The sequence below is a fragment of the Alkalitalea saponilacus genome (assembly GCF_900168165.1).
Lineage (GTDB): Bacteria > Bacteroidota > Bacteroidia > Bacteroidales > Marinilabiliaceae > Natronoflexus > Natronoflexus saponilacus.
Genome location: NZ_FUYV01000010.1, coordinates 129,902 through 154,327, shown reverse-complemented (window position 1 = coordinate 154,327; position 24,426 = coordinate 129,902). Strand labels below are relative to the sequence as shown.

Here is a 24,426-nt window from a genome sequence, read left to right as displayed (position 1 = left end):
TAATCCTGCTGGATCATAAGTAAACATCAAGGCCTTACCCCCACTCGATGCATGCTCTCTGTATAATACGGTCTTATGGGTACTATTGATACTATTACGTCCGATTGAATTCCATCCGATAGGATAATCTGCACTCATGGAATATCCGCTTCTGGTTGATTGAACCAAGGAGCTTAAATTTGATGCAAACCCATTGAAAAAAACAGAGTTCTGTTCGATGATTAAGTGCCGGTAAGCTGTATGTGTTGCTCCATAATTCCATGAAGTACTAAAAGGACCTCCCGAGGAGTACATCAATAAAACCTTGTGACCTTCAGATAACATCCCATTGAGCAACTGACTATTCATACTGGGATATTCTACGGCTGTGATAAGAGCGGCGGAGCTCAAATCGGAATGAGACAAACGGCTAAAGCGAATAAAACTAACCTCATAACCCTGATCTAAAAGCCTGATGTAATGAGCACGTTCAGAATCTGTTAAATCAGGATTGTCGCCATCATCATAATTGGTTATTACAAAAGCCACATTCCCGTCTGGAACCGTTTTTCCGGGAAAAGCAGGCGCACCTTCAAACCATTGGTAAATCAAATCGGCAACATTTTTTCCTACTGGAGAAAATGCAGAAGGGTTATAGGTGAAAATTAATCCTTTTCCTCCAGAAGTATGCTCCCGATATAAAACAGTTTTATTTGATGATCCCACATTATTTCTTGCAACGGCTGTCCAACCAATAGGATACTCGGAACCTATTGCATAAGCAGTGGCTCCTGATTGAATATTAAAGTTGAGATTTGATGCATATCCATCAAAAAAAATCTCATTACGTTCAATATTAATAGTCCTATATCCTGTAATTGAACCATGAGAAACCCAATTTCCACCTAATGGTATTCCAGCGTTAAACAGTAAATAAACATGATTACCATTTTCAATTAACTGATCTACTGTCTCCTTTGTGATGGCTCCATCTTCTGTTGCAACTATCACGTTGAAATTTTTCAGTTCATCAAATGAGGCTTCTTTTCCTTTGATGTTAGCTATAATTCCATAGCCATTAAACATTTCAATTACTGCTGTTTCTCTGTTCGTTAAACTACTCTCATTTAAAGTGACCAAAACAACAGCCTGTAAGTTGTATACGAACAACAACATTAAACTTAGGGTAAAAATCTTTTTCATTCTCAGGGTTTTAGATAAAATATTAACTGTATGGCTACAAAAACTAGTAGCATATATTCTTCGTATAATTAATCCCAGAACATTGCCAAACATAATTTAAGCACAAAAATTACTTGAATTAAACCAAAATTGGTAAACAGCATAAATTTATACGTTAACAACTAAGAATATTATAATTATGTTATGATAATATATTAAAACAACCTATCCTTCAAAAACTCAAAACTAAAATATCTGTAAAGTCATATCTCAATACAAGATTTATAAATAGGTATCTAATAAATTGCTTATACTTCCGATGGTAAAACAATTCAATTTAAGTCATATTTAAACTCTGGTGTAAGAAATCGAGCAACACGATCATCATCATGTTATTATCGAAGGACATTTTAGGTGAAAGCTTCTGATTGTTGCTTTAAGTATTTAAGTTTAATTGCTATATTTGCTATCTACCGTGACGTTTCATATCTCAATAAAATGAGTTAGATTTTATACTAGGATAATGAGTAAAACATGATTTGGTCTGGTGGTCAATCTTCTTTACTTTGATTTAATTCCTTTTAGCCTTTTCGCCCATTACTAAACTACTGATGTTTAACACATTCATTAAATAATACAACATGACCAATTACAGATTGCTTTTAAAAAAACTCCCAAAACTCAAGGTTAAAACACTCTTGATGATAGCTATCATGCTATCTTTAGCCGTTGTAACAGGTTGTACAGAGCAACAGGATAATAAGAAATGGGTTGGCACATGGGTAACTGCTCCTCAACTTGTTGAGCCACATAATATGCCCCCCGAACCGGGACTCACCAATAACACCCTCAGACAAATAGCAAGAGTTTCAATTGGAGGAGACAGTCTGAGAATCAGATTCTCAAATGAGTTCAGCACCAGTCCGGTTACCATGAAGAATGTGCAGGTTGCGGTCTCGAAAGGCGGACATGAAATTGACGCAGAAACCATTAAAAAACTGACTTTTAACAACAACGAAAATATTACCATGCAGCCCGGAACGGCTATTACTTCCGATCCTGTAGCTTTTAGTCTCTCACCTCGAATGGATTTAGCCATTACCATCGCTTTTGGTGAAACGTCCCCTGATGTTACCGGTCATCCCGGGTCACGAACCACTTCCTATCTGGCTATTGGAAATCAAGTTTCAGCAACAATATTTGATGAACCCGCTAAAGCCGACCGCTGGTATGTTATCAACAACATTGAAGTAAAAGCTCCAAAAAGCGCAGGCGCAATTGTTACCTTGGGAAATTCAATCACCGATGGTCGGGGATCCGGAACAAACAAACAAAACAGATGGCCGGATATATTATCGGAAAGACTAATAAACAATGATGACACAAAGAACATTGGAGTTTTAAACCAGGGAATTGGTGGTAATTGCGTCTTACGTCCTTGCCTGGGGCCATCCATGCTTGACCGTTTTGAAAGAGACGTACTTCAACAGAATGGAGTTCGCTGGTTGATTATTCTGGCCGGGGTGAATGATTTGGGACAAACACCCGACAGTACAATTGCCTCAAAAGTTGCAGATGACCTTATAAAGGCCTACGACCAAATGATAATCAAAGCACATGAAAAAAACATAAAAGTTTACGGAGCCACCATTCTACCTTTTGGAGAGTCTTTCTATTATGAAGATTACAGAGAGACAGCAAGAAACAAAGTCAACGACTGGATAAGAAACAGCAGTAGATTTGATGCAGTGATTGACTTTGATAAGGAAATGAGAGAATCCGATAATCCTATGATGATATTATCTGACATGCACGATGGTGATTTTCTGCATCCTAATGAAGCAGGTTATCGAAGAATGGGTGAAAGTATCGACCTTCAGCTATTTAAGTAAACCGCATTATCACATTTGCATTTAAACAGAAAACGAATCTTGCATAAACCAATGTTTAAATAAGAAAGCCACAAAGTTCCTCAGGAAAGGTATATTTGTCATGATTTCCAAAAAGACATCCGTTATAAATCATGCCGCCTGAGGATATTTGTGGTTATTCGCTACAAGACATTATCAGATAATCTTTATTATCTGATATCACTCCACGAAAATTCCCCTGAATTAATCAAAATCTCTTCGATGTTACCCCTTGTGATTTTTACTGAAGAGAAATTAACTGCGGGGATATATGCCTCTCCGTTAAACACATTTGATGTAGCTATATTGGCAGGGTCCTCACCATTTAAAATACGTATGACCATTTCTGCCGTTTGCTGACCTATCTCCTGAAGAGGATGGTAGATTGTCATGTTTATTTCATTCCGATAAATACTTTGAACAACATCAAGATAACCACCCTGTCCGGTTATAACAACACCATGATGAGCATCATTCTCCCTTAAAACTTCAAAAGCTCCCATTGCCATTGGGTCATTGCAAGCGATAACGACATCAATTTCACGCCCAAAAACATCAACAACCTGCTGCATTTCATATTTTGCCCTGGCTTTATTCCACCCTTCTATATATGTACTATAAAGCAAATTTACATCGCCGGATTGAACATGTGGTTGGAGTAATGATTGAATGTGGTGCATCATCTCAAATCCGTTTCGATCAAAGCGATCACCTCCAAGAATTACGTAATTACCTCTCGGTTTTGCCGAAAGGGCTGCCTCAGAGAAGAATTCAGCAAATTGTTCATTGTTTCCCGTAATAAAAAAATCAAAACTAACGTTATTGATCATCCTGTTAAAGGCAAAAACTTTAACCCCCCGGCTTCGCGCATCTCTCACCAAAGGAGCAATGGTATTTCCATTTACGGCTACAATCACCAATGCATCCACTCCTTGTTCCAACAATTCATATCCCTGTGCAAGTTGAAGTGCATCATTGTCCTCTGCGGCTGTAATAACAACATCATGTCCCATCTCTTTGAGCCTTTCGGCCATATAATTCCCCTCTCGAACAAAACGTGTCCGATCCGCTGAAGCATTCATAAATCCAATGGTGTATGAAGAATCATCTCTTGAACATGAGTTCCCAAACATTAGGAATCCGGATAGAAACAATAAAATAATACCTCTCATTATAAGTCAGAGTTAGTTCATAATGAATAATTCGAATACACAATTAACGGATTATTTGTAAAAAAAGAAAAGAAAACAATGGGATTTATAGCATATTTTTTCTGTTAAATAATCATTTAAGCAAAAAAAACAAATAAACCGAATTGATCGCTATATCATTTGAGAGATGAGAGATGAAAAATCTATCCATTTTCATATTAAATGAAATGTTTGAAACAAATTAGCGCAAATTATATTTCCTTTTTCTAATAAAATTCTAATAATTCTCTAAATACTCTCTAACTGCATATATTCTTTCAGTACCGTAATTTTGTATCCGAAATATTTTAAAAACACATCAATGCAGGAAATTAAAGATATCATCAAATGGCAGGATCAGCTATCGAGCAACGAGCTTGACAGGGAGTTCCTGATCCCCCTGCTGAGGAAAATGCCGGATGCTGAACTTGGTGAGATATTTCAGGGGTTAAGAAACGAAGATTTACTGGAGGTATTGAGTCGTTTTACAAACGAAAGACAGGGACTCATATTTGATGAGTTGGATATGTCGCGCAGGCTTGATTTTTTCCAGCATGTCAGCAAAAAACGTTTTGCTGTCATCTTTGAGAATATGCCCTCCGACAGTCGTGCAGACATGTTTCAGCACCTGACACAGCAGGAACAGGCAGAACTCATACCTTATCTGACAAAAAAGACACGCGAGGATGTACTAAACCTGAGCGCATACCCTCCGGAGACGGCCGGAGGTATCATGAGTACTGATTTTGCAACCATTACCGAAGAACTTACATGCGAAGAGGCCATCAATAAGGTTAGAAGTGATGCCCCATCAAAAAAAATGGTTTACCACATTTATGTGGTAAACCATGACATGAAACTTTTGGGTTTTGTCACCCTAAAGGACATCATTCTCGCAGAACCTCATCAAAAGGTATCGACCATCATACATAGGGAATTCATCTATTCACATGTAAACGAAGATAGGGAGAAAGTCGCCGTAAAAATTGAGAAATACGATCTGGTGGCCATCCCGGTGATAAATGACCAGGAGCAATTGCTTGGAATAGTGCTTCAGGAAGATGCCATCGAAATTATTCGTGCTGAGCATACCGAAGATTTAGAGAAATTCATGGGTATTGTTCCGGGAAAAGATATTTTGAATTATTCGCAAACTACCGTATGGGGTCATTTCAAAAAAAGGGTGGTATGGCTTTCTTCTCTGGCCATTATCGGGCTCATTTCCGGACTCATCATTCACCATTACGAAGAAGCCATGTCGGCATTAATTATTTTAGCTCTATATATGCCAATGGTGGCTGATACTGGAGGAAATACCGGCAGTCAGGCAGCAACTGTGGTCATCAGAGCCATGGCATTGGGGCAAATTTCATTACGAAACTGGCTGTCGGTAATTTTCAAAGAGACCCGGATTTCATTGCTACTGGCAGTAGTTTTAGGTCTGATTGCTTTTGGGAAAGTTCTTTTTCTTTCATGGGAGACCGAAGTTCCTGAAATGCACAGCTTATTCTCCTTAGCTACAGGAATATCTCTGGCTTTAAGTCTTCAGGTAATCACGGCAACCATCATTGGCGCATCACTGCCTATGATTGTGAAAAAATTTGGAGGAGACCCCGCAGTTGCAGCCAGTCCGGCCATTACAACAGTTGTGGATATAACCGGCTTGCTGATCTATTTTGGAATAGCAACATTATTCTTTTTCAATTAGAAAAACGATGAGCTATAAAGGAAACAAACTGTTGATGGTTCAGGGTTTATAGTTAATAATTGGTAACTGATAACTGATAATTTAAAAAATATGAAAACACAAAAAACCACTTCAAAGGCCGTTCGCAATCGAAACATTTTGCTGGGCGGAATCATTTTGGTTCTGGCTCTTGCCATCATTATTCCTCAGTTTCGCTCAGAACCTGAACCGGAAACTGCGGGCATGCATTATCAACGGATAAATGACAATATTTATATTCCGGAAGAGTCTCCCATTCGAGAAAGCATCCGTATTGAAGCCGTAACACTGGACACCATTCGCAGTATGGTGTCAGCACCTGCTTCGGTGGAAGCCAATCCTTCCAAACGAGCAAACATTTTTCCTCCATTTGGCGGTCGAATTGTTCAGCTTTTTGTAAATATGGGACAGAGTGTTACCACCGGCCAGGCTCTTTTTGAACTATATTCACCTGATATAGCTGAGGTGCAAACTGAATTCATCAGTGCCCGCAGTGCACTGACTCAGGCAGAACGCGATTTGCGACGTAAAGAAGATCTTCATGAGCGAGGTATTACACCTTTAAGAGAGCTTGAAGAGGCGCGAACAGAGTATGAAATTGCCCAAAGTGAAATGAACGGAGCAACAATGAAAATGCAGATATTGGGAATATCTGAAGATGAAATGGGCAAACCTCTCATTGTAAGGTCACCAATAAACGGACGGGTTGTTGATTTAGCAGTAGCTCCCGGTGAGTTTATCGTTGAACCGGAAGAACCACTGATGATTATTGCTGATTTAAGTAACGTCTGGGTTTCAGCCAGCATTCAGGAAAAAGATATTCGATATGTGAAGCCCGGAACTTTAGCAGAGGCTCGATTCCCTGCATGGCCCGGAGATGTTTATGAAGGCACTGTCCTTTTTGTAAGCGATATACTAGATGCGGAAACCCGTACTACACGAGTACGGATTGAGTTCGAAAACGAAGATCGTAAACTCAAACCAGGCATGTTTGCAACTGTAAGGTTGTTATCTGATCCAACCCCAAATTTAGTCATCGACCCCAGAGCCATCTTACAGCGAAGGGACTACAGCTACGTATATGTGGAGCAAGCTCCCTATACTTTTGAAAAACGCAGAGTGGTTACAGGTCAAATGGTCGATGAAAAAATCGTCATCCTCAGCGGGCTTAGTGAGGGCGAAATGGTAATTACACAAAACGCAGTAATGTTGCCATAAATCAAAAAACAGAGATGACTAAGAAAGAGTAGATTAGCAATACAGATAATGTCAAGATTGCAATCAAACATCGGGTAAATTTTGCGATGAACAACCACTGGGGATTCAGTTTATGAATACCCCAACAACCAGCAAGAGTCTGGAATTCTGCAAACAAACAATACCCGTGTTCAAAAAACAGAAAATTATGCTACTAGAAAAATTCATTCGATTTTGCCTGTCCCGCAAGGGAATTATGGCTGCCCTGTTCGTATTCCTCGCTATTTTCGGGTACTACTCATTTACAAGGCTGGAGATTGATGCCTATCCCGATATTGCCGATGTCACTTCAATGGTAGTAACACAATACCCTGGTCACGCGGCCGAAACCATTGAAGAGCAAGTAACCATTCCAATTGAAAGGGCTCTTAACGGAATGCCCGGACTGGTAGTTATGCGTTCAAAGAGCACATTTGGACTGTCCATGATAACTCTGGTATTTGCCGATGGAATTGATGATTACTTTGCCCGCCAGCTCATACGCGAAAGGCTTATCGAAGCAGAACTCCCCGATGGCGCCGAGCCTGAACTGGAGCCACTGACAAGCCCAACGGGCGAAATTTTCAGATATACCATTCACTCTGACATATACTCCCAAAGAGAATTGCGGGAGCTGCAGGATTGGGTTATTATCCCTAAGTTACGTGAGGTATTCGGTGTGGCCGAGGTGGTAACGCACGGTGGTGAAACCACCCAATTTCAGTGCGAAATAGACCCCGAGAAACTACAAAAATACGGGCTTTCTCTGGAAGATGTGATTGAAGCTGTTGAGGACAATAATTCAAATGCAGGAGGTGGCCGTGTTAATCGGGGCGATTTAGCCTACGTTATACGGGGAATAGGTCTGGTACGCTCGCTTGAAGATTTGGGCAATGTGGTGGTTACATCAATTGATGGAACTCCAATATTCCTGCGTGATTTAGGAGAACTTAAACTTGGAGCAATGGAGCGTAACGGCATGCTGGGACGCGACGATGAGGACGACCTGGTGCAAGGAATTGTTGTGCTGCTCAGACACATGGATCCATCTCCAGTTCTGGCCAATGTCAACAAGATGGTAAAGGAGCTCAACAACAAAATATTGCCCGAAGGGGTATGGATAGATCCCTACTACGACCGCACTGAACTGATACAACAAACCACCCGATCGGTTTCTTTTACCCTGTTGCAGGGAATCGGGTTGGTGGTGCTAATCCTGCTCCTGTTTATGGGTAGCATCAGATCCGCACTGATAGTGGCTTCCGTAATTCCATTTGCCATGCTCATCGCCTTCGCACTGATGTATCTCACCGATATTCCAGCAAACCTCTTATCCTTAGGGGCACTTAGCTTTGGGATTCTGGTTGATGCAGCCATTGTAATAGTAGAGGCATTGCAGGCGCGTAGAGAAAAAAATCCGGGTGAAACATTTACTGAAGAGCGTGTTGCAGAGAGCACCATCAGGGTAGGTAAACCCATATTTTTCGCGGTGCTTATCATCATAGCGGCTCATCTTCCTCTGTTTGCATTCGAAAGGATTGAAGCAAAATTCTTTATTCCCATGGCCTACACGGTTGCTTATGCTTTGGGTGGAGCGCTCCTATTCTCTCTGGCTGTGATCCCCGGTTTAATGCTATGGTCCTACAAAAAACCATCTAAAGTATTTGTAAATAAACCATTGGAATGGCTAAAAGTCAGATACAATAAGAAGATGGCTTTCCTGCTGAACTATCCGCGTTACGCCATCATACCTGCTATTATTGCCGTTCTTCTTACGGCTTTCACCTTCAACAAAATTGGTAAAGAGTTTTTACCCTATATTGACGAAGGTTCAATCTGGCTACAGGTAAAAATGCCTTCAGGCATATCCATGGAGAAAGGAGCGGAAATGGCAGCTGAACTAAGAAGAGTTGCGCGGGAATTTCCTGAAGTAAAACACATTGTCACTCAGCTGGGACGGAACGATGATGGCACCGATCCATTTACTCCATCGCATATTGAGTCAATGGTGGTACTTCATCCTTATAACACATGGAATCCAAGGCGAAGCAAACTCGAACTCATTGATGAAATGGACAAACGCTTTCAGCAAATCCCGGGTATGGTTGTGGGCTTCTCACAGCCCATGATTGATGGTGTAAACGACAAGGTGGCAGGAGCGCATAGTGAATTGGTCGTAAAAGTGTTTGGTGATGATTTTGTGGAAACCCGAAGAATAGCCGAAGATATCATGGCTGTTCTTGAAACGGTTGAGGGTGCTGTTGACCTTGCCATCGACCAGGAGCCACCTCTTCCGCAAATGCAGATAATGGTGGACAGAGATGCTGCGTCCAGATTTGGAATTAACGTTTCACAAATTTCGGAATTGATAGAAGTAGGTATTGGAGGGCAACCGGTATCGGAGATTTTCCTCGGACAGCGCCGGTATGATGTCATTCTGCGATACCCTGAACATATGCGAAATACGCCTGAGAAAATCGGAAACCTGCTACTTACCTCGCCAGATGGTGCTTCAATAGCACTTTCTCAGGTGGCAGACATTGTAATGACAACGGGTGAAAGCACAATATCAAGAGAGATGAACCGCAGACATGCAACCGTAAAACTCAATTTACGGGGACGTGATTTCTCACACTTCTTCAGGGAAGCTCAGACTGCCATTGAGGAGAGAGTAGAGTACGACAAGGATTTATACACCACCGAGTGGGGTGGCCTCTTTGAGAATAAGGAACGCGCCGAAGGCCGTGCACTCGTAATACTGGCCATGGTACTTGGAATCATATTCCTGCTCCTGTACGCTGAATTCGGAACCGTTAGACATCCATCAATCATCCTGGCCTCGTTGCCTCTGGCCATCCTCGGTGGACTGGTAGCCCTGCAAGCAAGGGGAATGACTGTAAACGTTGCAAGTACAGTGGGTTTCATCGCTCTTTCCGGTCTGGCGGTGCAGAATGGAGTCATCCTGATCTCAAACATTAACCGGATAGTTAAGAAAAAATCCAATGAACTGAAAGAATCAATCATAGAGGGTGCTACTCAACGTTTACGCCCGGTGCTTATCACTGCAACCACCACCTTATTCGGTGTGCTGCCCGCAGCCTTCGCATTCGGTGTGGGAAGTGATATTCAGCGCCCGCTCACAACAGTGGTAATGGGAGGACTACTCTCTGCAACCATCCTGACCATGATCATCCTCCCGGTAATATATTATCTGGTTGAAAAACGGTTTACAAGGTAACTAGATTATTAGATTTTAGATTTTTAGACCGTTAGACAAAATAGAAAACCAACCATTATATAAAAAATAAACAGATGAGAATAAGAACAATCATATTTATACTGATGTTTCCTTTCATTCTGGCAAATTCGCAGGGAAAAAGGGAGATGAATTTTGATGAATTCATGCAGTATGTTCTATCCAATAATCTCGAACTGATTATTGAGCAGTTTGAAGTTACAGCTGCCACGGCAGCTGTAACAGCTGCCCGGGTATTTGAGGATCCCGAACTGGAGATGATCTTTCCTATGTTCAGAAGCGATGAGTTCGATGAAATGCCTCGCTCCATTGCATTTGAAATGGAAATCCCCATTGAACTATTCGGCAAACGCCGAAACCGCATTCGATTGGCACGCATGGAACAATATGCAGCAGAAGCGGAACTGGAGGATTTTTTGCGCTACTTAAGAACCGAAGCAGCAGAAGCCTATATTGAATTACTTACAGAGCAAAAAAAAGTGCAGCGCATGGAATTAACTTTGCAACAGTTGAACCAGCTGTTAGAAGTAAATAAAGCGCTGTATGAAGCCGGTGAAATTGGCGAAGTAGACGTCATAAAGACCCGGCTGGAAGCACGAAATTTTCATGCCGAACTGTTTGATGCACGCATGGAGCTATCGGAGATACTTTCAGGCATTCATTTTCTGATGGGAGGCATCCCTGCCGATTCGTTAGTGCTGACAGGTGAGATGATCTCCAGACAAATTGCAGTAGATTTCCCATGGCTTAGAGAACAAGCTATTTCCAGACGCTCCGATGTAATAGCAGCCCAAAGAAATGTTCAGGTCTCTGAAATTGGTATGAGGCTTGCGAGATCCGAACGTTTGCCAAACATATCAATCATCGCAGGGTATCATAACGAAACCGGACGTTCACCCATGCCGGGCATGTCGGCAGCGTATGGAGGGCTCATCATCCCGCTTCAGTTCTCGGGACTAAACAGAGGTGAATTCCGAATGGCAACCGTTGCTTACGAACAGTCACAAACCATGCTTAGCTCCACCATTTTGGAAGTAGAGGCAGGCATAAAAAAAGCATGGGATAACTATCGCCTCCTTTCTCAAAAGCGATTGCTTTTTGATGAAAGCATCCTCTCAGATGCGGAGCGGGTTCGTGATGCAGTTGTGTTCAGCTACCAAAGGGGCGAAGTCAGTTTGTTAGAGGTTTTAGAGGCTCAGAGTGCTTTAAATGAGACCTACATAAACTATTACGATACGCAGGCTCAATATACGAATTCCATTATTGAACTCAGCCGGGAATCGGGTGAGTGGCTATTAGAGTTTTAAGAAAAGAGTAATTCTATAAATAGATCTAATCCCCATAATATCGGGATTAGATCTTAGATGCAGAGCATAGCAAAATCCCGCACAGCGGAATTAGATAAAATTAATCTCTTTGTTTTAAATACATTGCATACTATGGGAACACATCCACATGCATCTATAAATAAAGCAAATAAAAGCTATAGCGAACTGCTTAATTGTATGAGTATTTAAAAAACCAGCACAAGGCATTGTTATTGGATTAATTAACCTCTATCTGTTCTGCCACTAAAGTTTATCCATTTGCAAAAGGGACTGAACAACAAAATACTAAAAGGCATTAATTGTGGTAGAGACACGCATAGCTGCAAAGATAATCTGGTTGAATTACAAACCAGTCCTTCTGTGTTGTTCTAAAAAGTCAGAATAACACTCTGTATATGACTATTAAAGTGCTGGTAGAATAAAAATAAAAGAGGCCTCTTTATAAAAGGCCTCTTTTATTTTGGCTTGGTTTTACCCACTCAGTATGCTGGCAAAACAATTTTCCTGATTCGAAACAAGAGTGCTTTTCTAAAAATCAGCAAATTATTATAACATATACATTAATTGGCAAAAAACACTCTTTTATTGTGTACTTTTACTTCAACAGTAATATCAGGTGATGAAAAATCAGTCCCTGTGTATGTGGCACTGTCGGAGGAAACCACATCACCCTCAGAATCATATCTGGTTTCGGTAAATGTATGATAGATTTCTTCCACCGCTTGCATGGTTTCATTGGTATTACTGGTCTTAAACTCTAAAACATCGCCATAATATCCCGGATATTGACCTTCTTCAAAAGATGTCACATTTTTAAGTTTTAGGCGTTTGGTTTCATTTCTTATTGTGTGTGTATATGCCGGCATGTAAACATCGCTGTTGGGTTGAGGCAGAGAATATCCACCCCAACGATAGGTTGTTAGAATAGACTGTTGAATTTCCAATGTTCCCTTTACAAAATTATAAGTGATTACCTGCTCCTTGTTCCAGGTAGTAATAGAGGTTGGCGAGTTCTGGCCGTTGTCAACTACCAATCTTTCAGTAAATCCAGAATAAACCACATAGGCAGAATCATTCAGCATCCTTTTTCGTGAATTATAGTTAGTCGTTGTATGATTTCTGCCGGGGGCATTCGGTATATTAATGTTTCCATCAATAATAAAGCTACGACTACGCCCGTCACTGTATTGGTGTATCGACCTATCTGTAATGCGAGCATCGGCAATGTTATAAATATTGATTACGGGCATTGCTTCCAACTCAAAAGAGGTATTAAAATTATTGCTGATACCAATAACAGAAGGGCATCTTTGGTTAACAAACAGCAAGAAGCCCATGTTTTGATACCGTTTGGCCGAGAACTGAGAGTTGGGTTCTAATAGCATTGAGAATTTTGTTGAATCTGAGATCTCTTCAAACACCATTTTCTCACTTTCGAAATCATATTTTCCATAATACACCTTCCCATCGGGGTTAAGATCGTGTTTCCGGGTATAGTTTACCACTACAGCGCGGTCAGGTGTACTGTTGCTCATTACAATCATTTTGGAGGCCAGATAAGGCACTGCAAATGAAATATCATCTACCTGTGGATCATTTTCATCTTTATTAAAGTGATAAATCATATTTTGGGCAAAAGTTCCCATCTCCTCATCTTTGGTATTATTGATAATATGACTCAGAGGATTTCCTTTTCCCTTGTTGAGGATGGTTAGTTTTGGGTTGCTGCCTTCAAGCATATATCGCACATAGTCGTCATATTCCTGTCCCACGGTCGATCCCAGTTGAGCAACAATCTGATCATTGAGATAATTGCGCCAGATGATAGATGAGAGGCTGCCAAAAGTATGTAAATCGGTAAGCATTTTAACCGGGTTCAATTTTGTTCCTTCACGATATTGGTGCATATAGTGCAGAAATGTACTGGAAAGGTTAGCATCAGCCTGATTGGCTGTAAATTTCTCCAACACCGGCAGAAAAGTTGCTGCATCCCAAGACTGTCCCAAAAGATCGAAAATGCTTTTATCGCCTCCAACCGGTTTATAGGATTGTTGCAGATTTACTTCGGGTTCTGCGTTTTCTAAATCCGAAACACCCCACACCAAACGTCCGGCCAATGGTGCATTGGCCTCGGCCCAGAAGGTATTGGCGGTCATCACAGCCATATAAAACTGCTGCATGTAGTGCATATATTCATGGGCAATGGTTCGTTTCAAATCGTCGGTCTCAATCAGAAGTTGAGAATTAAGTGTAAAATAGCCCCGTGCATACCCTCCGGCTGAGATGTGTCCGAATGAACCGCTTCCCGTATTGGAAACATATACAATAAATCTTGATCGCCACAAGTTCAGACCTCTTACTGCAAAGCTGTCAATCACCTGGTTCAGGTATTCCGCCACATCCTGAATCATCAGGGGAGTCCCTCCAGTGTCAGGGTCGGTATTGGACTGATGCCATGGTTTTGATGGGGATTGTCGGGCAGTCATCTCATAACCCATGAAACTATTTATCTCACCTGTTCCTGTATCCCATTTATATATAACTTCAGCTCTGTTTTTTGTGAATCGGTGCGTATAGGAGCCGTGCCTCACTTCCCACCATCCGAGTTTGGTAAGATGGGGCGTGTAAAACACAACGGCATCGTCTTCCAAGCTGATTCCTCCTTCAAGATATTCAACCCATTCCTGTGCCTGATCGTCATAGTAAACGGGTCGGAAGTCGGGTAAATTCATGGCATCAACATCGGTGATGTCAATGTTTTTCAGTTTAATTTCCAATGGGATGTCGAAAACGGTTCCAAAACTCACAGTTACATCATATACCGAACTTAAACGGTGCATATCGGGAGTTGGTGGAGGGTTGTCCAGCTTGGTAATGGTAAGGCGAAAATCTTTGTCGGTTAAGCCAACCGGTAATGTAACTTCAATACTGTCCACGGATATGGTTAAGGACTCTTCAGCCACATTAACCATCTCATCGAACAACAAGTTCCCCAAGGGCTTTACTCTTACAGAATCGGTATAGATGGGATCGCACGACTCCTCAGTAATGGCACTTCGGAACCAGGCCGGAGATTGTGCTGATATGACCAGCTCCTGTTCATTAAAGTCAACAACATTGACTTTAATGTTTTCCTGTTCCATCTCTTCAGAAATGGTGTGCCATTTCTGACCATCCAGCGAGCCTTGCCAGGTTACTTCACCACGCAGTCCGGCAGGAGCTAATAGAGTAACATTATTGTCATACACCAAATGGTTATGCAATTTTTTCGATTCGGTGACATACCTGTCGGGGTAGGCTTTCTCTACCAGTTCCTGTTCCGTATAGAGAGTGATGCCGATGGTATCGGTATTAAGAAATCGTAGAGCTGGCAGAGTTGAGATGCTGCCCATGTGATCCCTGTCATATTCAGGCACATTAAAATTGAATATTTTGCAATAGTATTGTCTGGATAAAGTTTCTTCATTCACAGGGAGCACAAGAACAGGGTCAGACTCTTGATTGTCTAGTTCATTCTTGAATCTGGCAGATATTTTATCTGGATAGATCAACCAGAAATATTCATTGTCGGGATTCGAGAAGTTTCCCAAATCACGAATATCAATGTACAGGGTATCACCCATTTTAGCTTTAATTTCATTAACAGAAAGCAAAGCGCTTTTCTGATCACCAATGCCATGTCTGAGTTTTTCCGGAGCTGGCAAGTCATCAAAAGTGAGTCTGTTACGAGATAAGGTCAAGGCGAATAATGGAACATTGAGGAGCGAACGGGAAATACTGCCCGAAATTTCATTGTGGGCCAACAACAGGTGATTTTTCGGCGTAAGCATGGTTATGGCCGATGGCAGTCGTTTTATCTTGTTATGGCTTAAATCAACTGTTTCAAGGTTGGTTAAAAAACATATTTCTACCGGAAATGTCTCTATTCTGTTATTTGACAAATTGAGTTCAATTAAGTTCTCCCATGCACCGAAATTATCAGGAAGTTCTGCTATGTGATTGTTGGCAGCCTTGAACCTGAGCAGCCCGGGAATATTCATTAAAGACTCAGGCAGAGATGTTAATTGGTTTTCGCTCACGTCAATATGCGTAAGCGCTATAAGTTCTCCAATTTCATCGGGAAATTCGGAAAAATTGTTGTTGTGAAGCCGTAAACCCTGCAAATTCTTTGAATTTCCAATGGAGGAAGGAATTTCACCTTCCAGTTGGTTGTTGTGTAATTGCAAATCCACAAGATCATACCAATTCAACTGCTCAGGCAAAGTTCCGGAAAAATCATTGTTCTGAAGATTAAGTCTGTACAAGCGCTGCAACTGTCCCAACCCCTCGGGCAATGATCCGGAAAGCTCATTCTCAGAGAGATCCAGATAGACGAGATTTGTTAGGTTTCCAATGGATGTTGGTATTGTTCCGGTAAGTTGGTTACGGGCCAACTGAATATTTTCCAGATTTCCGAGGTTTCCTATGGATGATGGTATTTGTCCGGTAAGGGCACCTTGGTATAAGTAGGCAGTTCTTAACTGACTAAGTTGTCCAAACGATTCGGGGAGAGTTCCCACAGCGATATCCGGCAAATAGAGTTCTGTCAGACTGCTCATCCGGTCAATATCTGAAGGAATTTGCCAGGTTAAGTTCCCCTGGCCTCTTTGAATTGATAAACCCTGAAGTTTATTCAGATTGGTAATTGAAGCAGGCAATGTCCCGTTAATGTTTCCGTTTAGGCGCAGATATGTCAATTCGGACAAAAGACCTATCTCTTCTGGAATATCATTAATATCGGCATTAAGAATCAAACTTCTGAGTTCAGTTAACTGACCAATTTGTGGAGGGATGGTGCCGGAGATGTTGCTGCCGAAACTTCCTATTTGCACACGCATCACACGTTCGTTCATTACATTCACTCCATGCCATTTCACCACAGGTTTTGACAAATCCCATCCGGTTTGGCCGTTCAGGCTGTTGTGAATCGCCACCAGAGCCAACGAGTCCTGTTCGTTGGTAACATAGTGATTTGGAGAGATAAATACTGTTCTGCTGAAACGTGAGCGATACCTGTCGCTGCCAGCAGCAATCAGATTTTCATTATTCAGTAAAAAGAAGCCATTACTGAGGCCGGCCCATCCAAAATGTATATGGAAATAATCATCGCTGTCGTAACCATCAATCACGACTGCATGACCAGATCTTTCGCCTTGCATGCTTGCATAAAACGGGCGTCCGTTGTCCAGTTCATACTTCCAGTAATCCGATCCCATGCCTTGTGTATGCAAAAAGTAACCGAAATAGTCTTCCATCACATTAAAAAAATCTGAACGCTCGGGGAAACTCCCATAAGGACTGCCACAAAAATTCATCTCCATGCTTACTCCTATGTAATACTGAAGATTTGTGTTGTTCATATTGTTCCAGTCAAATTGAATTTCGGAAAAATCCACACAATGCTCCCCCTGGTTTGGGTGAACATAACAATGGGCACCAGTTGGTTGATCAGGGTGGCGATGATATGCCATAATTTGTGCCATTGCAGTAGCTGCACATCCCGAAGGACAGCCCCCTGCATTGGTGTGATAGGTTTGCCCCAAATTAACCCCTCGTGAGGCGAGCAACGGAGACACAACGACACCACTGCTCTTCAATGTTTTTAACGCTGGAGGAGCAATACTATCCATCTGTTCATAAGATTGCAGCAAGAGCCAAAAAGCCTCAGGCGTGTTTTCAGCATCCAGCAGACCGTCTTCTGAGTAACCCGCGACCACATAATTATCGCCAAACTTAGCAATGACAACATATCCCTCATCTTCTTTCTGAAATGCAAAAACCGGCGTTGAAACCCCCAATGGAGATTGATACCTCGGGTATAAAACAACCTCGTGCGATGATTTTAACTCTGACGCAAAAAAAGCTGCGGCTTCATTTCTGGCTTTTTGGATATCAGGCGTCTCAGCCTTGGTAATTATTATACAAAGGATACCTGCCAGGATGAATGAAAAAATACATTTTGAATTGAATGGTCTCATGATTTTGCTTTTGGTCTGATCTTTCTTTTTCGTTGATTATTCCCCCTAACAGGAATAACATTTGCTATTGAACAATGGCTTTTTGCACCTTATTCAAATCTCCTGACCGGGTGTATATCAAGTACACTCCGGGCAACAAACTTACCGGGATGGAAGTCTCTTTATAGACGAAATACTCCAGCATTAATCGCCCGTTGATATCATATATGCGAATTTCGACAGGATTGTCAGATGATAGATCTCCGCTCAGACGCAAGTGATTTCTGGTAAGCTCATGCCAGAAGTTCAAATCATTCTCTGAGCTACTTTTCTCGCCTGGCATTGTTGGCGAAATATTTATTGGAATAATCACTGTGCAATTGTTCCGGTCGGATACCCTGAGAGCATAATCATGATCCATAGAGGGAACAATCACAGCCACTTCTCCCTCTGCAATGACCGTTTCATCTTTAAGCCATTGGTAGGTATATGGGAGGTCACCACCAAAGATTTCGTATCCTATTGTTCCAATGGCAGAGGGAATACCAGCCGGAAGAGATTCATCAAACAGAGTAAATGCAGCAACAGGCTCTTCGGCCTGTTGTGGTTTGGTTAAACGCACCACCGTTTGACAAAGTAGTGATGAAGATATCACCATCATTATTATAGAAGAGAGTATTGTTCGAATCATATCATGGAGTTTTATCAGAACGTCATCACAAAGCGAAATCCTACACGCTGACATCGGAAGCAGATAGGTTCATCCGGATGCCCGGTGTCGCCCCAACAGCCACTGTAGCAGTCGGGCACAACAGAACTGCGGGCTTTAACATAAAAAGCACCTTTGCCAAACATAACCATTTGTGAATAATCGCCTCCTCTTATCACCTTTTCAGTGCCGGTTTCAGGACCAACCGGGTTTTCATTTTCATTGCTGTCGTACCCCGATTTGTACCAGTCGCTGCACCACTCGCTCACATTTCCGCTCATATCATATAATCCGAGTTCGTTGGGACTAAGCCGGGCTACCGGCTGCTTGGAGTTTAAACTGTTGTAGGTGTGCCAGGCAACTTCATTAAGAGTGTTACTCCCGGAATAAACATAGCCTTGGCTATACTTACCACCCATGGCAGCATATTCCCATTCAGCTTCAGTGGGTAATCGCATTTCAAAACCGGTTAAGCTACTAATGGCGGGTAAAAACTCATCATTGATTTCATTCCACGAAACAGCACTGACAGGATGGTCGAGTTTGTTGTACTCGTCATGATCCTCATAACCTTCAAGATGATCGTAAGGCAACTCACCCATGATCTGATTCCACAGAGCGTTGGTGACTTCTGTTTCGCACATGTAAAAACTGTTGACCGTTACCCTGTGTGCCCACCGACTTTCAGTTAAATCAGAATCGCCCATCATAAAATCACCTCCCTCGACCAGGATCATTCTAAATTCAACATCTCCTGCTGAAAAAACGATAACTGGAGCGCCGCGCTGATAAACGTGGATAGTGTGTTGATTACTTCCAGACTTTATGGTAATCGAGGAGCTTCGGGGAGTCAACTCATTTTTTGATGCTCCAACTAAAATACCTTTAGCACCTGCATCCCCTGAGTAATCAGCCAAGGTGATCCATTCGGATTCGGTTGTCGCAGTCCAGTCCTTGTCAGATTCAACAATGATAAGACTGGCGTCCTTTTGGTGCTCCATCGTCATTTCGGAGGACTCATAGTTAGCACTGCCGTAGATTGTTATAACAAGATAACTGTCATGATTTGGTATGTCATCATCATCAATGATACTACCGTTATCATCATCAGGGATTACGTTATCTTTAGATTTACTGCAGGATAACAATAAAAACAAGATAGTAAACAGTACTAAAAAGAGCTGCAATGCTTTTGGTTTCATACAATTTGGTTAATCAACAACAATAAAGATACTATTTTAGGGTTGAACCTCACAGAGGTTATTGTTTTATAGGACTCCAAAACAAATTCAATACCAAGATAATCAACACAATAACATGTTTCACTTATCAATTATTCTTAATTAATCTAAAATAATATACGAAAGATATCACCTCAAAGTTTTAGTTATAAGTAAGGTTATACCTTTTGTATGTGGCGGATTGCTTTTGCCCTTTCGGTATCTGGGCTAAAACAGGTTTAAGGATAATATTGATGGTTTAGGGAAAAACAAAGGACATGCGGTAATTAAGTTCTTGAATGAGGAAGAAAAAATTGTTGCCAGAAGAATAAAAGATATTAGAACGTGTTTAAATAATTTTAGTTACCATTTATCGGGAAGCGATCCATTTTATTATTGGCTCGCCCAACAACGAAATGCCCGTTTCAGCTATGAATGACGCTGTATTATAAACTCACAACAAGAAATCGAGTCCCGATTTCATCGGGACTCAATCCAGTTCCCCCGATGAATCGGAGCAACTTGTTCCGATATATCGGAAGGCATTTTGGCCAATAAATTAAACTAATTATTTACGCTTGAAATCTTTAAAAAAAAATAGTTGCAAAAAGGAAACTACCAGGTTTCAAATCACGGTTTTGGTGCATACCAAAGCGTAAATATGGATGTTTCATTCAAATAATGATCTGAACTTGTATAAATTCTCCGGGCATAAAGCTCTCCAAAAATCATTTCCCAATTCGTTATGATGAATCCAAGTTCAGGAGTCAATAAATCTTCATGAATATAACCAAAAGAACCAAACCATATTGGGGCAGGACCTACCGGAAATATTGGATCATCAGGGTCGCACTGAATTACAAACCGTTCTGTTAAAGTCCCACCAGGATCTAAATAAAAAACAACATCGTATTTCGCTTTTGGATGCTTTCCTTTGGAGGAGAAAGACCTTCCATTGCACGATATTTCTACAGGAGGAGTATCAATGAGTCCATAGAATATCTCTAAAATACTACTTTGTCCTTCAAAGCTAATTGCGCATTCCATTTTTCCCGAAACGTGATGTATAGGTCCTTTCCCAAGAAAAATGGACTGTTCATCATCAAGTTCAACAACGATTCTCTCAGTCTTTACACTTATTTCCCAACCTCCCTCAGATTCTCCTATTACAGACTCAAACTCCAGTTCAAAACGGTGTAGTTTCAGGTATTTATCCCACCATGGAGAGATTTCAAATCCCGGATCCCACATCATTGTCATCCATAACATCAGATGGTATCGCCCCATCTGAGTAGGATCCTTTTCACGAACTCCTTTCTCAAAAATCCGATTCAATGCATTAACAAATCCTCTTTCAATAGATTCCATTAACTGGCTGCGCTCAGTCATGAACCGATCCAAAACTTCATATAATTGAGCGGTCATTTCCCAACTGTAAAACTCCATCACTGCACAATACATCAAATCTTCATTGGTTTCGGCCTCAGTAACCAAAGGCATGACCTCATTCAGAAGCCACCTGCGCAATATTTCGGCAATTTTATTTTGATTTTCCTGATATTCCTCTTCGGTCATATCTGGATTTCTGGCTTCCTCGTTCAAAATATCAGCAATTTCCTCCTGAGCACGGGATTCCTCACTTCCGGGTGGTTTGCTTTTTTGATCAGCCTGATCAGCCTGAGTAGCTCCACCAGTTCCATAGCCACTAAAGTGAAAGATGTGTAGATGTATCTCTCCATTTTCAATAAAATAAGGGTACATATGAAAATCCTTTCCATTGCCCTGATAAGCGAAAGCCGTCAACAAATATTCTGCATCATTCCCACGCATATTTTCTATAATATTAGGATCGTTGAGCCTTATAACCAAAGTTGCTGGCTTAAAGAGCTGCAAACCATCAGGTAGAATATCCACTCCACCCACCAAACCACCGGAAAATGGGAACCCATCAATCGAATTAATAGTGCGCAATGAAATCTCAGTTGTCTCGAACAAAGCTCCTGGGGGAATAATCAATTCATATTCATTCCCATACACATCGGTATTAAACAATGAAATTCCGGTACTTTTATCCACATCCTGACTCACGACAAGCTCATCGTTTATATTAACCGAAACGTTGACCGGATCAGGTATGTCCAAGGAGTAATCTACTTCAAAAATGAATGTAGTATCCTTCCAAACATCTATTGATTTATATATGGAACTGGTTTCATCTCGTGGTGCAGCAACAGTGTAAGATCCTGATTTCAAAAAAGCAATATCAGGTGTTGTTAAAGATAAATTGAAAGCATTCTTTTGAAGGTTAATGGTTTTATTGACAACATCTTGATTTACAACTGTAATAAACTCAACTAAATTATTTCGAACCATTTTAATTTCCAAATGTGCCGGAAAATCAACATTCAGATGTAAATCTATCATATCATAAGGATCCAACTCTGCTGTAATTTTAAACCATGGAGCGTCAGATTTAAGTTGTTGTATTTCATTTCCCATCCATCCATCCGAAAGTTGAAGATCTATGAGTCCGGATCCCGATCCGGAACCCACTTTTAACAATCGAATAACTTCCCGATGAAGTCCTGATAATTCCAAAACATATACGCCGGGAGGCAAATTGTCCATAATAAGATTTAAGGCTCTGCGTCCCGGAGAGACTTGAAATCTTATTTTTGTTAAAACACGTCCTGAAATGTCATATACCGCGGCTAAAACCGATTGTTCTTCAAATACATCCAGATCAATTTTCACCATGCGGTCAAACGGAATGGGATAATAGCTTGAAACAAGAAATGACTTGTGATGGTCTCGCACTGTTTCTAATCCGGATGCTGTATAATTCAATATTCCAGAACCTTCAGCATCGGTATAAGAAACATCAATTGGAACGTTATCTTTCCAGAGAGTCAACCTTACAGCCTCCAGAGGAGTTTCTGTATAATGATCGCTCACATTAACACTAAGGTTTCCGCAATAGGATTGAAAAAAAGAGGATGCGGAAAATGACAGGAATACTGCTATTGCAGTAAAAATGGCGTAACGATTCATAAAGCCTGTTTTGAGGTAAACGAATAAGATGAAGCCTAAAACTCCGGGAAGGAAAAACCTGCGTCAAATTACGCAGTATAAAAATGTGTTGAGTTGCCAATTAAGATATAATTGACAGCCCCCTTCTATGTATAGTATCCTAAATGTAAAACAAAATATCACGAATCACAAGAAAATAATTATGATTAATTAAACCTATACAAAAATTGCCTTCCCCGATGAAAAAACACTAGCCGATAGTACAAATGGGAAAAACATCTATCTAATTACCATAGTTTAAAAAAACTAAAAAGTTATTTAACAACGCAGAAAGGTAAGCCCATGTGTTTTTATAGGCATCCTAAGTAACATTAAAATCATTTGCGAATGTGCCACAGTAGAAGTAAAAAGTCAAAAAAAGGCGATGCAAATTCATGCATCGCCTCTCTTTCTTTATATAAATCTGGAATTTTTATGCTAAGTCAAATCTGTCCAGATTCATCACCTTATTCCAGGCAGCAACGAAATCCGTCACAAACTTCTCTTTGGCATCGGCACTTCCATATACTTCTGCAAGTGATCTCAACTCAGAGTTAGAACCAAAAACCAGATCCACCCGGGTTCCCGTCCATTTAACTTTTCCTGTTGCACGGTCGTGTCCATCGAAAACCTCTTGCGAATCGTCCATGGGTTTCCATGCCGTATTCAGATCAAGCAGGTTCACGAAGAAATCGTTAGTCAGAACCTCCGGCGAACCGGTAAATACACCATGCTTTGACCCATCCCAATTGGTATTTAAAACACGTATACCACCATCAAGAACAGTCATGTCAGGAGAAGTCAGAGTTAACAATTGAGCCTTCTCAATGAGCAACTCCTCGGTTCTAAACGAATATTTTATTTTAAGATAATTGCGCCATCCATCGGCAGCCGGCTCCAGAAAAGCGAATGATTCAACATCGGTTTGTTCAGCGGAAGCATCCATCCTACCCGGTGTAAACAAGACTTTAATATCCACACCGCCGGCTTTGGCTGCTTTTTCCACGCCTGCACATCCGGCCAAAACCATTAAATCGGCCAGAGATACCTTTTTGTCGCCTTTTTGACTGGCATTAAACTCTTCCTGAATGGCTTCCAGCTTTTTAAGCACTTTATTGAGCTGCGCAGGATTGTTAACGTCCCAATCCTTTTGGGGAGCCAAGCGGATACGTGCTCCATTTGCTCCACCCCGCATATCTGATCCTCTGAAGGTAGAAGCCGACGCCCAAGCCGTTGACACCAATTCTGAGACCGACAATCCGGCTCCCAAAATCCTTGCCTTAAACGACTCTGCATTCTTTTCATCAATCAATTGATGATCAACTGCCGGTATTGGATCCTGCCAAATAAAGTTTCATTTGGAACCTCCGGCCCAATGTATCGATCCCTTGGCCCCATATCTCTGTGAGTCAACTTAAACCAGGCTTTTGCGAAAGCATCAGCAAACTCAAGTGGGTTCTCCCAGAAGCGCCTGGATATTTTTTCATATTCAGGATCAAAACGCAACGATAAGTCTGTAGTAAGCATTGTTGGATAGTGCTTTTTTGATGGATCGTGTGCATCCGGAATCACTTTCCTTGCTCCTTTAGCTTCCCATTGGATTGGATAAAAAAGAGTTCTGTCGC

13 protein-coding genes are annotated in these 24,426 nt (G+C 41.3%); 5 read left to right on the top strand and 8 right to left on the bottom strand.

Annotated elements, in window-relative coordinates; genetic code table 11:
* A partial coding sequence (locus tag B5X70_RS09760; RefSeq protein ID WP_143255061.1) for a hypothetical protein occupies nucleotides 1-1,182 on the bottom strand: 1,182 nt, incomplete at its 3' end.
* Nucleotides 1,183-1,862: 680 nt separating this feature from the next.
* On the opposite strand from B5X70_RS09760, the gene B5X70_RS09755 reads away from it, so the two are divergent.
* Nucleotides 1,863-3,053 carry an SGNH/GDSL hydrolase family protein gene (locus B5X70_RS09755; RefSeq protein ID WP_232468381.1) on the top strand — a complete coding sequence of 397 codons (1,191 nt, stop codon included), beginning with the start codon at nucleotides 1,863-1,865 and terminating at the stop codon, nucleotides 3,051-3,053.
* A gap of 188 nt (nucleotides 3,054-3,241) precedes the next feature.
* Here the strand turns inward: B5X70_RS09755 and B5X70_RS09750 are convergent, their stop codons facing one another.
* Nucleotides 3,242-4,243: a D-xylose ABC transporter substrate-binding protein gene (locus B5X70_RS09750; RefSeq protein ID WP_079557711.1), complete on the bottom strand. Its 1,002-nt coding sequence runs from the start codon at nucleotides 4,241-4,243 to the stop codon at nucleotides 3,242-3,244.
* Nucleotides 4,244-4,583: 340 nt separating this feature from the next.
* On the opposite strand from B5X70_RS09750, the gene mgtE reads away from it, so the two are divergent.
* The 4 genes from mgtE (at nucleotide 4,584) to B5X70_RS09730 (ending at nucleotide 11,786) form a co-directional block, all read left to right on the top strand.
* A complete protein-coding gene (gene mgtE / locus B5X70_RS09745) occupies nucleotides 4,584-5,969 on the top strand; it encodes a magnesium transporter (protein ID WP_088328537.1) in 1,386 nt (461 codons plus the stop codon).
* 90 nt (nucleotides 5,970-6,059) lie between these two features.
* A complete protein-coding gene (locus B5X70_RS09740) occupies nucleotides 6,060-7,205 on the top strand; it encodes an efflux RND transporter periplasmic adaptor subunit (RefSeq protein WP_079557710.1) in 1,146 nt (381 codons plus the stop codon).
* Between the two features lie 187 nt (nucleotides 7,206-7,392).
* Complete coding sequence (locus B5X70_RS09735) at nucleotides 7,393-10,461, top strand: efflux RND transporter permease subunit (RefSeq protein ID WP_079557721.1); 3,069 nt, start codon at nucleotides 7,393-7,395, stop codon at nucleotides 10,459-10,461.
* Between the two features lie 74 nt (nucleotides 10,462-10,535).
* Nucleotides 10,536-11,786 (top strand): TolC family protein, encoded by a 1,251-nt coding sequence (locus B5X70_RS09730; RefSeq protein WP_079557709.1) that lies wholly within the window; start codon nucleotides 10,536-10,538, stop codon nucleotides 11,784-11,786.
* Between the two features lie 581 nt (nucleotides 11,787-12,367).
* Here the strand turns inward: B5X70_RS09730 and B5X70_RS09725 are convergent.
* The 6 genes from B5X70_RS09725 to B5X70_RS18320 form a co-directional block, all read right to left on the bottom strand.
* Entirely contained in the window at nucleotides 12,368-17,824 is a 5,457-nt protein-coding gene (locus B5X70_RS09725; protein ID WP_079557708.1) for a leucine-rich repeat domain-containing protein, read from the bottom strand.
* Nucleotides 17,825-17,888: 64 nt separating this feature from the next.
* Nucleotides 17,889-18,494: a T9SS type A sorting domain-containing protein gene (locus B5X70_RS09720; protein WP_157666457.1), complete on the bottom strand. Its 606-nt coding sequence runs from the start codon at nucleotides 18,492-18,494 to the stop codon at nucleotides 17,889-17,891.
* Nucleotides 18,495-18,508: 14 nt separating this feature from the next.
* Nucleotides 18,509-19,714 carry an SUMF1/EgtB/PvdO family nonheme iron enzyme gene (locus tag B5X70_RS09715; RefSeq protein ID WP_079557707.1) on the bottom strand — a complete coding sequence of 402 codons (1,206 nt, stop codon included), beginning with the start codon at nucleotides 19,712-19,714 and terminating at the stop codon, nucleotides 18,509-18,511.
* 648 nt (nucleotides 19,715-20,362) lie between these two features.
* Nucleotides 20,363-22,783, bottom strand: a complete 2,421-nt coding sequence (locus tag B5X70_RS09710) for a T9SS type A sorting domain-containing protein (RefSeq protein WP_079557706.1) — start codon at nucleotides 22,781-22,783, stop codon at nucleotides 20,363-20,365.
* Between the two features lie 451 nt (nucleotides 22,784-23,234).
* Nucleotides 23,235-24,113 carry a peroxidase family protein gene (locus tag B5X70_RS09705; RefSeq protein ID WP_232468382.1) on the bottom strand — a complete coding sequence of 293 codons (879 nt, stop codon included), beginning with the start codon at nucleotides 24,111-24,113 and terminating at the stop codon, nucleotides 23,235-23,237.
* Complete coding sequence (locus tag B5X70_RS18320) at nucleotides 24,110-24,328, bottom strand: hypothetical protein (protein WP_232468383.1); 219 nt, start codon at nucleotides 24,326-24,328, stop codon at nucleotides 24,110-24,112. Before B5X70_RS18320 ends, B5X70_RS09705 begins: the two co-directional genes overlap by 4 nt.
* Nucleotides 24,329-24,426: the final 98 nt, after the last annotated feature.

Excerpts from the sequence above, each read along its gene's own strand:
- B5X70_RS09720 (WP_157666457.1), bottom strand. The coding sequence starts at position 18,494 with ATGATTCGAACAATACTCTCTTCTATAATAATGATGGTGATATCTTCA.
- B5X70_RS09730 (WP_079557709.1), top strand. The coding sequence starts at position 10,536 with ATGAGAATAAGAACAATCATATTTATACTGATGTTTCCTTTCATTCTG.
- B5X70_RS09755 (WP_232468381.1), top strand. The coding sequence starts at position 1,863 with ATGATAGCTATCATGCTATCTTTAGCCGTTGTAACAGGTTGTACAGAG.
- B5X70_RS18320 (WP_232468383.1), bottom strand. The coding sequence starts at position 24,328 with ATGCTTACTACAGACTTATCGTTGCGTTTTGATCCTGAATATGAAAAA.
- B5X70_RS09710 (WP_079557706.1), bottom strand. The coding sequence starts at position 22,783 with ATGAATCGTTACGCCATTTTTACTGCAATAGCAGTATTCCTGTCATTT.
- B5X70_RS09740 (WP_079557710.1), top strand. The coding sequence starts at position 6,060 with ATGAAAACACAAAAAACCACTTCAAAGGCCGTTCGCAATCGAAACATT.
- B5X70_RS09735 (WP_079557721.1), top strand. The coding sequence starts at position 7,393 with ATGCTACTAGAAAAATTCATTCGATTTTGCCTGTCCCGCAAGGGAATT.
- B5X70_RS09725 (WP_079557708.1), bottom strand. The coding sequence starts at position 17,824 with ATGAGACCATTCAATTCAAAATGTATTTTTTCATTCATCCTGGCAGGT.
- mgtE (WP_088328537.1), top strand. The coding sequence starts at position 4,584 with ATGCAGGAAATTAAAGATATCATCAAATGGCAGGATCAGCTATCGAGC.
- B5X70_RS09715 (WP_079557707.1), bottom strand. The coding sequence starts at position 19,714 with ATGAAACCAAAAGCATTGCAGCTCTTTTTAGTACTGTTTACTATCTTG.
- B5X70_RS09750 (WP_079557711.1), bottom strand. The coding sequence starts at position 4,243 with ATGAGAGGTATTATTTTATTGTTTCTATCCGGATTCCTAATGTTTGGG.